This window comes from Mycobacterium sp. pUA109, from assembly GCF_041287095.1.
Lineage (GTDB): Bacteria > Actinomycetota > Actinomycetes > Mycobacteriales > Mycobacteriaceae > Mycobacterium.
In genome coordinates, this window is record NZ_JBGGKS010000027.1 from 32,100 (window position 1) to 43,742 (window position 11,643).

Genomic DNA, 11,643 nt, shown 5'->3' on the forward strand with positions numbered 1-11,643 from the left:
AAGGGCACGATTTTCGTGAACCGCGACGACTTGCGCAAGCGCGCAAAGGAACTCGAAACCGAGGTCCGGACCAAGACCGCCGCTATGGAGAAGGGTGAAATCACCCTCGCCGAGTACAACGAGTGCGTCGAGAAGGCGTACGCCGAGTCCGAGAACGTCGGCACCACGCTCAAGAACCTCGACCGGGCCATGCAGTTCGCCACGCCCGAGCTGGAGCCGGTGCGCTCCAAGTCGGTCGACCCCGACGAGATCCACCCCATGCAGGCCAAGGCCATCATGGACAAGTACGCACAGCTGAAGAGTGCGGCGATCAACAAGACGCCGCAACAGGCGTACACCTTCGACCTCAATGTGAACTCGCGAGGGTTCAACGGGAGCCTGTGGACCAAGTCGCAGGGCACTTCCGGACTGCAGGGTGAAGGCGCGAGCGGCACCACCCAGCCCTCTCCGCTGACCGGAGCCGGTAGCCAGTCCGCGGGCGCGACCGACTTCTTCCTGACCGGCCCCGGTGGTCCGGACATCACCCCGCAGTGGGTTCCGGGCATCCTGGAGCTGCGGTGGTATGAGAACGTCATCGCATCGCTGATGCCGTCATTCCCGGTCGACTCGCCGGTCGTCTCGTATGTGCGTGAGACCGCATGGACGAACAACGCCGCGGCCACCTGGGAAGGTTCGACGTTCCCGACCTCGACCAACACGATCGAGCGGTACACCGAACAGGTCGGCAAGGTCACCAACATCTCTCGGGTCACCGACGAAGAGATCCAGGACAGCAACTACTTCTGGGCTCTCGTGCAGAAGCGGACCACCATGGCGGTCACCCGTCAGGAAGAGGTCCAGTTGCTGGCCGGCGCCGGGATGCCGGGCGTCGACGGGCTGCTGAACCGCTCCGGTGGTTTCACCCAGCCGCAGACGGTTTCGGCCCTGACCAACGTGCAGGTGCCGAACCAGTCCAACCCCGGTGTGGGCGCGTCTTCGCAGACGATTACCTCGCTGACTCCGGGTCGGCAGATCGTCGGCGCCGGAACGCTGTACCCGGACGGTCATCAGATCGTCGAGGGCGTCTTGGCCGCGTTGACCGACATCCGGATCAACCACTTCTTCGAGCCGGACGCCATCGTGATGAACCCGTTGGATTGGTTCATCGTGCGGACCATGACCGACAACAACGGTCAGTACATGGCCGGCAGCATGTTCGGTTACGACTACGGGCAGCGGCACGAGCTGAACCCGGCAGTGCAGGCGACCGACGTGGGCCTGACCCTGTGGGGTAAGCGCGTCGCGGTCACCCCGGCCATCCCGCAAGGGCTGATCCTGGTGGGCGACTTCACCGACGGCACTGCGGTTCTGCGCCGCGGTGGCATGCGGGTGGAGATCGTCAACACCAACGGGACCGACTTCGAGCAGGGCATGTGGACCATGCGCGCCTACACCCGCGTGGGTCTGGCCGTCTACCGGCCCGAGCTGTTCGAGCTGATCAGCCTGGTTTCGGGCTAGGAAGGGGACTGAACCATGACTGGTCCTATCGGTAACGACGTCTCGGGCGACACCCCGGCCGTCAATGTCGCCTCGTACCAGTACGGAACTGTGAACGTGGGCACCACGGCCACGCTGATTGCCGTGATCCCCGAGGGATATAACGGCGGAATCGTGGTCAACGCTGCGGCCACAGGCGTGTTCGTCGGGGATGCGAGTGTCACGAAGACCACAGGTTTCGCGTTGCCGGCCGCTCCGGTGACCATTCCGAGTGGCAAGTCGGGTCAGCGCTCCTTGTATGGCGTGGCCGCGTCGGCCGCCACCGACGTGTCCTACATCCTGGCTGCGGACTGATGATCCACGACACCTTCATCAAGGTCGGTGACCGCACGGTGCCCATCAAAGGCGATGGGCACCGTCGGCCGCTGGCCGAGAAGTCTCAGCCGAAGGTTATCGGCGAGGTCACCGCCAAGGTCGTTGCGCCGCCAGATGAAAAGAAGGCCCCGCGCAAGTCGTCGGGAGCGCAGACCAAGGATGTCTGACGCCAAGCCTCCCCGCCAGATGCCGGTCGCGGGGCTCGTGCGGCGAGTCCCGCCGGGCGAAGCGACCAAGTCGTCTCTGACGGCCGAACAGGCGCGTCCGATCATGGATCGCCTTGAGGCTGAACGGGAACGCCGCGCGGAGTACAACCAGCGCTAGGAGCGATTCGCATGGGCCTCGTTCCTGTCGACCAGGTGATGGGCCTCCCGATGATCGTCGGAGCCCACACCAGCGATGAGGTTCAGTTCGCGTTGAACTGGGCATCTTCGGCGGTCGAGTCGTACTGTGAGCGCGAGTTCGGCCAAAAGCTAGCCGACACCGTCGTGGTCGACCCGTACTACAGCCACGTCAAGGCGATGCCGTCGATTGCGCCGATGTCGTCCTACGGCAGCTATCCCGGCTACGGGGTGTCCTTCTCTGCCTACGGCAGCCCGTACATCGGCACGGCGATGTTGGCCAATCCTCCGGTGACCAACGTGAGTTCGGTCATGGCGTGGATGCCGATGGCGACCCAGACCGGCGAGACGGGCTGGGTCGAGCTGGTCAACTACCAGTGGGCCGAGGATGGCCTGATCTGGGACACCAGCGGCATGCCGGGTGTCGTCATGTCCGACGGGGGCCCGGTGCCGTCGTGGCCGCGGATGCCGCGTTCGCTACAGATCACCTATGACCACGGATTCGTGCTGCCGGGAGCGCCGGCCGGCGGTGGCCCTCCGCTGCCCGACGGCGTCCAGGATGCGGTAATCGCCGCCGCGGCCTACTTCCTGGCCAACCCGACCGGCGCGGTCGACGAGCGCACCGGGGACGTGTCCACGAAGTGGTCCGACCGGGAGCGCGTGGCCGGAATCCTGGACTCGACGCTGCTGGGCAAGTACCGGCTGGTGCACCTGTGAGCCTCGGCGCGATGACCCTGACCATCGGGTCGGCCACGGCTGGGGCGCTCAGCCGCAAGGGCATCCCGGCGGTCAGCTACGAGGACACGACAGTCGACGGATGCTCGGTGCAGCCGGTGTCGGTCAAAGAAGACGTGACCAACATCGACTACGCGATCGGCAAATTCAACATCTTCCTGCCGCCCGTGCCCGCGGCGCTGGCCTGCAAGACGACTGATCACATCACCGACGCCAACGGCACCGTGTACCGGGTCATCGGCACCAAGGTCTGGTACCGCAGCGGCGTCCCGCATCACGTGACCGTGGTGGCTGAGATCCCGAGCGGCCTCGATGGCTAAGGGCATCAGCCTCGGCCGGGCGGCGCGCAGCAAGCGCGTCATCCGCGCGCTGGAGCGCAAGGCCGAGAAGTGCAAGGCGTACTGGGAGTCCATCGCGCCCGTGTTCGGTGACCTGCCGCCCAAGCGCAGTGCGCCGGCCGGCGACACCAACCCGGCCGGTGAGGGTTCATACAAGGGCTCGGTCGGCGTCAAGCGCATCGACAACGGCGACGGCAGCGTGCGCTTTCGCGTGTTCGACAGCGACCCCAAGGCGCAGTGGATCGAGTACGGGACCGCGCACATGCCCGAGTACGCACCGGCGGCCAAGACGGCGGCCAAGTTCCGGGGGAAGCGATGACCACCCCAGCGCCAGAGGTCGACGTCGAGGACTTCGTCATCGCCTACCTGATCGGCCTGGGAATCGTGACGGCCGCGCAGATCTCGGCCAGGATGCCCGAGAAGCTGACGCCGCCGTTCGTGCTGGTGCAACGCGTGGCCGGTGGTGACGATCTGCTGGTCGATCACTCGACGGTCAGCATCCACAGTTTCGACACCGACCAGACCGCGGCCAGCGACCTCGCCCGCGCCATCCACCATGCGATGCGTCAGCTCCGCACCAAGGTCACGGTGACGATGCCCGACGGGTCGATCGTCAACCCGTACGGCCCGACGCGCACCGAGCAGACACCGATCTTCGTGCAATGGGAGCCCGGCGGCGGCGGCGCGGTCCTGTCCCGCTACGTCGGCCGCTACCTGATCGATCTGCGGCTGCCGTCCATCACCGCTTTCTGAAAGCCACCAGCGCGGCCACGCTTCCCGCCCTTCTCCGAGAGGAACATGTCTCGATGACCACCAACGGCGTTTTGTGGAACACCCAGTTTCAGGGCGACGAAGACAACATCCGCAAGATCCTCTATGGCTCGTGGCTGTGGCGGGACTGGGATTTCGCCAACACCAGCCTGACCGGGTTCAACCTGTTTGCGTCCGACGGCAACCTGGTCGACACCCTGTTCGACGCCGACAACCCCGGCGGCCCGTGGTATGACCCCGGCTACCTGGACGAGAAGGGGCCGGACTTCAACCAGAAGATCACCACGAAGCCGACGCCCGTCATGCAATCTCGCTGGGCTGCGCGCTACGACTACACCAGGGAATCCGAAGAGGTCTCGGCCACCCTCATGGAATCCAACCCGATCGTCGATGCGCTGCATAACAACCAGCCGCTGGCGAACCTGCAGGCCCTCGGCTCTGTCGGATACAACAGCGCCACGCCGGTGGAACTCGACATCGTGTGGCGCCAGTCGTTGCTGATCGGCGTGGACGGTCGTAGCGGCCTGAATCACTACGTCGTGCGCGTCTACCCCAAGCTCGTGGTCACCGACTACGGCAAGACGCCCTGGAACACCGACGCCGTCGCCGCGCTGCCGATCAAGTGCAACGCGGTCCCGGACGCCTACAGCGTGCCGCCCGACGGCGTGCTGGTGGGTTCGCCGCGGTGGATCCTGCGCGACGGGCCCGCGTGGCGCGCGCAGGGCAACGCGCCGTTCCAGACCACAACGCCGGTCGCCACCGCGGCCACCGGACTCAAGGCCACCATCGCGTTCCCGACGCCGGTGGGTCTGAACTCGCCGACGTACACGGTGCAGCAGCAAGCCGGCGCCACGGGCAGCTTCACGAACTCGACCACGTCGGGCGCCCCGTCGGTGACGGGTCCAACGACCACGTTGACGGTGACCGGGCTGACCGCGTCGACCAAGTACGTGTTCCAGGTGACGGCCACCGATTCGCTGACCGAGACCGCGGTGACCTCGGCCGCGTCCAACCAGGTCACATCGACTGCCTCGTAACAGACCCCGTTGCCGGGGTGGGTGTGGGCTGCGCTGACACCCCGGCAACGGTCAAGCCCATCAGCGTAGCCAGAGTCAGGGCAGCCCAATGGACAAAAACGCGCGCCGCGTCAAGGCAATCGGCTTCGGTGAACAGCGCATCGAAGCACTCGGTCAACAGCCCTATCTCGATTTCGAGCTCAAGGACGGCACCACCGTCCGGCTGCCGCACCCGTGGCGCCTCGACCCGGACGCGCTCACCCGCTACGAGGCGTTCCGCCGCGGCGACGGCCTGGACCGCGAAGCCGTGCTGGACGCCGACGGCCAACAGCGCGTTCACCCGGAGACCGGGCGACCGCTCACGGTCGTCATCAACCCGCCGCAGATCGACGGGCAGCCGGCGCCGGCTACTGATGTCCGCATGATGCGCGCGGTCCTCGGCGACGAGAACTACGACAAGCTCATCGCCCACGGCATCATGCCCTCGGAACTTCGCGCGGCCTGGGAAGAACTCGCCCAGCCGCAGGCCGGGGACGCATCGGACCCAAAAGGCAAGAAGTCCTAGCGGTCCTGGCGTTCTACGCCGAGGAGATCGAGGCCGACCTACTGTTTCGCGGCGTCGACATCTTCGACTGGTACCGCGGCGAGATGAGCGACCGGCGACTGCTGGCCCTGATCAACGCGCTGCCCGAGGACTCAGCTTACAAGACGGCGCGGCGCGAGGACTGGGGGCTGGCCGAGCAGATCAGCACGGGCGTCCTGAACGAGCTCAAGGCCATGCGCGGCGACCTGTGGGCGCTCATCGGCCACGAACGCCTGCCGTTCAAGCCGGTCCTGACTCCAGGTGCGCAACGTCAGCAACGGGCCAAGCGGGACGCGATACGCGCGGTGCACGACGACATCTCGGATCGGCTGCATGGGCGCAAGCGGGGTTAGCGCTCCTTGGTAAGGGTGATGGGAACCGACATAACGGCACCTTTCGCGAGGCACGACGAGAGTTCGTTCGATGTAGTTATCGAAACTCCGCGCCAAGAGCCGTCGGACATGGGTTCGAGCGCGAGTCGTCTATCGAATGTCAGCGCGCCATCTTGGGTGCTGCAGGTGGCGCGGTCCGTCGAGTGCAGCGCCCAGGCCGCGCCGTCCCATGTCATCTCGACGCCGTTAAGGGTCTGGCGGGGCAACGCCTCGGTCTCGATCGACTCGACGGCTGCTGTCTCGTCCATGCGCGCGGATTCTACGCGCAAAACCGACCTTGAGGAGGGGTGATGGCCGACGACGACGAAGTCTATGTCGACGTTATCCCGAAACTCGATGAGGCAGCCGCCGACGAAGCGGTCGGCACCCTGCGCGAGAAGTTCAAGGACGTCACCGGCAGCTTCAGTGACGGCCTGCGGGACTCGATGGGCGACGCGTTCCATGACCTCGGTGGAAGGGCGCGCGACTGGGGCAACGACCTGGCCGGCCAGCTCGGCGAGAGCTTCGGTACCCACCTTGGCCAGGGCGACCTCGGCGGCATCTTCGGCGACTTCAAGGACATCGTCGGGTCGTCATTCGATCCCTTCCGCGACATCACCGACCACTTCGGCGACCGCTTCCGCGACATCGGGGACATCTTCGGCGAGTTCAAAGGCGGCGACATCTTCGGTGGCCTCGACCACCTGTCGGACACGCTGAAGAGCATCGGCGGCGGCGAATTCGGCAACGTCACCGGCGCGCTGGACAACCTGAGCGGCGCGCTGAAGGGGTTTGGTGGGATCGCCGACGAACTCTCAGGTCTCAAATTTCCTATGTCCATGAATGACGCGAAGAGTTCTCTTGAGTCGCTTGCGCATCTATTCGGTCAAGGCTCAGACGTCGCAAATCTGCTTGGCCAAGGCAATAGCCGGCTCGGCAAAGCCGCGCAGTTAGCGCAGGGTGGCGCGAACTTCATCGATCAGATGAATCAGCCAGACGAGGGCCTGACCTTTGGCGATGAGATAGGTCGCATCCTGAGCGGTGCCGGTGGAGGTGCCGGCATGGGCGCCGTATTCGGACCCCCCGGAGCGGCCGTCGGGGGGGCTTTGGGATCGCTCGCCATGGTCGGTCACGATTGGTACGACTGGGCTAATCGGATGGCCGCCGCTCCACCGCAGCCGACGTACGACATCCCCGACTGGGCCCCCCCGCGGCTGGGGTCCAGGGATATGGCGTCCTACTTCCTGAACGCGCCGCTGCACGCCACGCCGGGGATGAGCGCCGGCGGTTCGCCGTGGATTCCGGGGGCGATGCCGATGCCATCGACGTCCGCCGCGCCGTCGTCGATCACCACCAGCACCATGGGCGTCACGGCCGGAACGGTGAACATCACTGGCGGGATCTCGATTCCTGGCCTGTCCGCTGCGAGCGCGCCCATGCCGGGCAGCCTCGGCACGATGCCGGGCGTCGGGCATGGCGGTACGACACCGCCGCATGCGACGGCAGCCGCGCCCCACGCGCCCGCAGCGCCATCTGCCGGCGGAAACGCGAACGGCCATCTCATCGGATTGCCGCCGGGACTCCAACACCACTTCGATGGCGGAATCATCGGGCATTTCGACGAGGGCGGAACGGTGCCCGGAGGCTCGTCGTCGGGTCACGGCGGTGGCAGGTTCAACCCCAATATTCAGATCGATCTGAGTCAGAGCGGGTGGGGAGAGCTGCCGCCCGGAACCGCGACAGGAATGCCGCCACAGATCGGACTCGACTCCGGTGCACCCCAGATTGATATGCACAGGGATGTCCGTATTCCCCAAGGGAACAGGCAGCTCACGGCCCCAGGGCCGGTGCGGCTACCTCCGATAAGGCCTGGCGCGAATATTCACGCTCCCGGCGATGTCTACACCGGCTCGGACGCCCATCCGGAGAACGATGAAGAGGGGGTCGACGGCGCCAACCTGGGCCACTTCTCCGACGGCGGAATCCTGCCCGGTTCGTCGCCCGGCTACGACAACATGCTCGGCTTCCTGCCCGACGGATCCGCGGTCGGCCTCGAGGGCGGCGAAGGCGTCATCAACCCCGGCGCGATGTCGCAGCCGGGTGTGGCCGACCTGGTCCGCCAGCTCAACGGCCACTACGACGACGGCGGCCAGATTCCGGGCCTTGTCGCGCCGCCGACTCAAGGCAACGAGGGCGGCCCGATCCAGTCCAAGGGTCTGGGCTCGGGTTCCGGGGCCGGCATCTCCGGGGGCGGTCTGATCGGCCTGGGCGAGTCGGCAGCGGCGACGGCGGCCGGCGCGTTCTCGTTCGGCGGCGGCGCGATCGCGGCGCAGATGGCCGAGCAGGAGATGAACCTGGCCGCGCAGAAGGGTGCGCAGGCCGCAGCGACCGCAGTTGCCGCGCCGTTCGAGACGCTGTGGCTCGGCGGCGGCATGATGGGCGCCCCGTCGCTGTCGTCGCCGATGTTCGGCTGGCCGGGCAAGATCCTGGGCGGCCTGATCGGTCAGCAGTTCAACGCCCCCAACATCGCGGGCGCCACCCAACCGCCCAAGGATCCCAAGGAGCCGACCGAAGAGGAAGAGCCGGGGATCGGCACGCAGAACGCGCCGAGCAGCCCGAGTGGCGCCAAAGACGACCCGATGCACGTCAAGGTGACCAATCCGGCGAACGGAACCGCGCCGTTGGGTGCGACGACGAGCGCGCTTAGCGGTGTGGGATCCATGTTCGGCCTGGGCGGATGACCACTCCCGTCGTTTTCCCGCCCGGCCCGATTACTCCGCTCGGCGAGGCGCGGATGCAGGCCGGAATCGTGCCCGAGATCGATTTCGTCGGCGCCGACGGGACGATCGTCTACCTGCAGGGCGGCAAAGCGCCAGACCTGTCCTGCGAGGACGGGTTCGGGCTACTCGGCCACGAGGGCCTGCAGCCGCCGTTCGATCTGCTCGACGAGCAAGGCGCGCGCCAGGACGGCGTGACCAATCTGGACACCGTTTTCGATCCGGCCATCATCAAACTCACGCTGGAAGCATCCGGCGTCACGCCGCAGTCGATGCGCCGCGCGATCCGGATCTGGATTTCGTCATGGAATCCGCCGAACGTCGGCACGCTGTCGGTGTTCACCCAGGAACTCGGCCAGTGGTGGATGCCGGTCCGGCAGCACAAGCCGATCCCGGACAAGCTGACCCAGGACCCGTCGCTGCACCGGCGCCTGCGGTTCGAGTGGGAATGCCGCGGTGACAACTCGTTCTGGCAGGGCGTCGACTCGCTGTCCACGTTCGAGCTGCCGACCGGCGCGACATCCGGTAACGGCTGGTGCCCGCTGACCAATCTCGGGACACGCCCGGCGTGGCCGCGGTTTCTGGTCTACGGGCCCGGAACGTTCACCCTCGGCAACGGCGCTGTTCCGACCGCGCAGGGGACCGTCTCGAACTCCGGGTCGCCCATCACGTTCGGCCCGCTCAAGGCCGGCCAGATCGCGATGATCTACACCGAGCCGAGGCTGCGCAGCGTGGTCGACCTGTCACCAGATCAGCCGGCGCAGTCGCTGACCGCGTTCCAGAACCTGATTTCGACCATGGTCAACGCCGCCGTCGGCGCCTACCCGGTGCCCCCGCTACTGCAGGACCTGGAGAGCGTGTTCGGCATCCTGCCGCCGCAGGGACCGCTCTACTCGCTGCTCAACGGCCGGTTCACCAGCCTCTCGCAGCTGCCACCGAAGCAGGACGGCTACCCGCCGGTGACCACCTACATCCCGGTGTCGATCAGCGGCGGCAACTCCGCGTCGAAGATCATCGCGGCGGCGACCCCGTATAGGACGTGGCCCTGGTGACCGTTCCGTTGAATCCGACGCAGCCCGTTGCCGCGGCGCCGCTACAGTCTCCGTACTCGCCCAACGAGATACTGCTGCCGTTCCAGCCTCCGCTGTCCTACCTCAACGGCCAGTACGGCAGCGACGGCGTCTCGCTACTGGAGCTGCTGGAGTCCGGGATTCCCGAGACGCAGATGGCGGCGGCGTCGATCGCGGGCAACGTCGCGCAGCACCCGCCGGACGACTGCACGATCACCGTCTACGGCAAGACATATACGCCCGTCGGGGAGATCAACGACTACATCTCGCTGAAGTTCCAGCTGGCGCGCAACCGGGTCGCCTCGGCACAAATCGTGCTCAAGGGCAACGACCCGATGGCGCCAACGGTGCTGAACTGCCCCAACACGACGGTTCCGATCACCATCGAGACCGGCAACGTCCGCTGGTCGGGTCGCGTGTTCACCGCCGAAGACAAGTTCGGCATGATCGAGGGTTACGACCGGCCGATGCGCACGGTCGTCGTCACCTGCATCTCGGATTATGCGTGGCTCGACAAGATCCTGTGCTGGCCGAATTTTCTGCTTCCGATCCAGGTCCAATTCCCTTCCGAGGCCTTGTTTTTGGGGCCTGCCGTCACTTGTGTCGCCACCCTGATCAGCGAACAGTGCTTCCGGCTGCAAACCGGGCTCTGGGAGCTGGTCAACAACCTCGGTTCGGGCGACCTCGATTGGACGGCATGGTTCGGGACGTGGCTGGAGTCCGACGGCAACCCGATCGACATGCTGATGACGCCCATCGTCGTCGTTCCGGTCGACCCGATCCTCGACACCAGCCCGTGGGTGTCGTTCACCGGACGCATGGATCAGTGCTCGACGCTGATCCAACAGGTCTGCAAGGACACCGGGACCAACGTGTCGGTCGGCCTGTGGCTTCCCGGCGACGAGCAACCGTCGGGGCTGGCCGTTCCGCTCAAGCTGCCCACGATCTTGGTCGAGGTCACCAATAACCTGGGCGTGACCGGGCCGACGGGAACGTTCCTCGATGGCATCCTTGAAGACACCGTCGACCTCCAGCAGTCCGTACTCGGGAACGTGCTGGCTCCGTTCCTGAACCCTGACAACGAGTACGCGCCGCAAGGGATCAACATCGCGCCGGCGCTCGGCGTGAACTTTGTGCAGCCGTGGGTCATCATGAGCGACGACCCGCGCAGCGGCCTGATGGAATACTCCCTGACGGGTCGGCATCCGTTGGCCTACACCGTAATCGGTGGCGGCAAGAGTCCCCAGTGGCTCGACGACTTGCTGAACATCGTCGCGTCTTTCGCGGTCGAGTCGATCACGACGCTGCTGGGGGTCACCGGCGTCTCCGGGGACATGTTCGACGGCATTATCGATGACGTAATCCTGGCCTTCCAGCAGATCGAAAACGGTGGTCGCAGACTGGATTTGGGACCGTACGGATTCCCGGAGTACTTCGTCCAGACCGGCGCGTCGGCGTACACGCTCGACGAGTGGTTCGCGCTCCAAGGCGCGATGTGGGACACCCGCGGCCTGTACACCTACCAGTGGTCGTTCCTTAACGGCTTCCCGTACACGCTCGGCGTAGACATCTTCGTGGGCGCACTGGCGTCGTTCGCATGTCGCGGACAGCTCTACACGGATTGGGTGGATTCGATCACCTACACCGACGACCGCAAGACGCGCTTGGGCAAGGTCGAGGTCACCGTGGGCGACGGGCAGTTCGTGGAGAACCCGGTGGCCAAGCTGTACCGCAAGATGGTCTCCTTCGAAAAAGCATTCCAGATTATCACCTTGAGCAGCAATTAAATT

General features: G+C 65.9%; 14 protein-coding genes. 13 read left to right on the top strand and 1 reads right to left on the bottom strand.

Annotated features, from left to right (window positions below):
• Positions 1 to 15: 15 nt before the first annotated feature.
• The 10 genes from ACAG26_RS24320 to ACAG26_RS24365 all read left to right on the top strand — a co-directional run bounded on the left by ACAG26_RS24320 (position 16) and on the right by ACAG26_RS24365 (position 5,988).
• Positions 16 to 1,497 (top strand): phage major capsid protein, encoded by a 1,482-nt coding sequence (locus ACAG26_RS24320; protein ID WP_370485642.1) that lies wholly within the window; start codon positions 16 to 18, stop codon positions 1,495 to 1,497.
• 15 nt (positions 1,498 to 1,512) lie between these two features.
• Positions 1,513 to 1,830: a hypothetical protein gene (locus ACAG26_RS24325; protein ID WP_370485643.1), complete on the top strand. Its 318-nt coding sequence runs from the start codon at positions 1,513 to 1,515 to the stop codon at positions 1,828 to 1,830.
• On the top strand, positions 1,830 to 2,018 hold the full coding sequence (locus ACAG26_RS24330; RefSeq protein WP_370485644.1) for a hypothetical protein: 189 nt from the start codon (positions 1,830 to 1,832) through the stop codon (positions 2,016 to 2,018). The genes ACAG26_RS24325 and ACAG26_RS24330 overlap by 1 nt, the downstream gene beginning before the upstream one ends.
• A gap of 168 nt (positions 2,019 to 2,186) precedes the next feature.
• Positions 2,187 to 2,909: a hypothetical protein gene (locus ACAG26_RS24335; RefSeq protein WP_370485645.1), complete on the top strand. Its 723-nt coding sequence runs from the start codon at positions 2,187 to 2,189 to the stop codon at positions 2,907 to 2,909.
• Positions 2,910 to 2,920: 11 nt separating this feature from the next.
• The gene (locus tag ACAG26_RS24340; RefSeq protein WP_370485646.1) at positions 2,921 to 3,247 is read left to right on the top strand and encodes a hypothetical protein; all 327 of its coding nucleotides are present in this window, start codon (positions 2,921 to 2,923) and stop codon (positions 3,245 to 3,247) included.
• Complete coding sequence (locus tag ACAG26_RS24345) at positions 3,240 to 3,584, top strand: hypothetical protein (RefSeq protein ID WP_370485647.1); 345 nt, start codon at positions 3,240 to 3,242, stop codon at positions 3,582 to 3,584. Before ACAG26_RS24340 ends, ACAG26_RS24345 begins: the two co-directional genes overlap by 8 nt.
• Complete coding sequence (locus tag ACAG26_RS24350) at positions 3,581 to 4,018, top strand: hypothetical protein (protein ID WP_370485648.1); 438 nt, start codon at positions 3,581 to 3,583, stop codon at positions 4,016 to 4,018. Before ACAG26_RS24345 ends, ACAG26_RS24350 begins: the two co-directional genes overlap by 4 nt.
• Before the next feature lie 53 nt (positions 4,019 to 4,071).
• Positions 4,072 to 5,073: a hypothetical protein gene (locus ACAG26_RS24355; protein WP_370485649.1), complete on the top strand. Its 1,002-nt coding sequence runs from the start codon at positions 4,072 to 4,074 to the stop codon at positions 5,071 to 5,073.
• An 88-nt stretch (positions 5,074 to 5,161) separates the two neighbouring features.
• Positions 5,162 to 5,617 (top strand): hypothetical protein, encoded by a 456-nt coding sequence (locus ACAG26_RS24360; RefSeq protein ID WP_370485650.1) that lies wholly within the window; start codon positions 5,162 to 5,164, stop codon positions 5,615 to 5,617.
• A gap of 83 nt (positions 5,618 to 5,700) precedes the next feature.
• Positions 5,701 to 5,988: a hypothetical protein gene (locus ACAG26_RS24365; protein ID WP_370485651.1), complete on the top strand. Its 288-nt coding sequence runs from the start codon at positions 5,701 to 5,703 to the stop codon at positions 5,986 to 5,988.
• On the opposite strand, the gene ACAG26_RS24370 is transcribed toward ACAG26_RS24365, so the two are convergent.
• Positions 5,985 to 6,275 (bottom strand): hypothetical protein, encoded by a 291-nt coding sequence (locus tag ACAG26_RS24370; protein ID WP_370485652.1) that lies wholly within the window; start codon positions 6,273 to 6,275, stop codon positions 5,985 to 5,987. The genes ACAG26_RS24365 and ACAG26_RS24370 overlap by 4 nt on opposite strands.
• A 42-nt stretch (positions 6,276 to 6,317) precedes the next feature.
• Between ACAG26_RS24370 and ACAG26_RS24375 the strand changes: the two genes are divergently transcribed.
• From ACAG26_RS24375 to ACAG26_RS24385, 3 genes are read left to right on the top strand one after another with little or no spacing between them, the layout of a single operon-like run.
• Positions 6,318 to 8,747 carry a hypothetical protein gene (locus tag ACAG26_RS24375; protein WP_370485653.1) on the top strand — a complete coding sequence of 810 codons (2,430 nt, stop codon included), beginning with the start codon at positions 6,318 to 6,320 and terminating at the stop codon, positions 8,745 to 8,747.
• Positions 8,744 to 9,835, top strand: coding sequence for a hypothetical protein (locus tag ACAG26_RS24380; RefSeq protein ID WP_370485654.1), 1,092 nt, complete (start codon positions 8,744 to 8,746; stop codon positions 9,833 to 9,835). The genes ACAG26_RS24375 and ACAG26_RS24380 overlap by 4 nt, the downstream gene beginning before the upstream one ends.
• On the top strand, positions 9,823 to 11,640 hold the full coding sequence (locus ACAG26_RS24385) for a hypothetical protein (RefSeq protein ID WP_370485655.1): 1,818 nt from the start codon (positions 9,823 to 9,825) through the stop codon (positions 11,638 to 11,640). Before ACAG26_RS24380 ends, ACAG26_RS24385 begins: the two co-directional genes overlap by 13 nt.
• Positions 11,641 to 11,643: the final 3 nt, after the last annotated feature.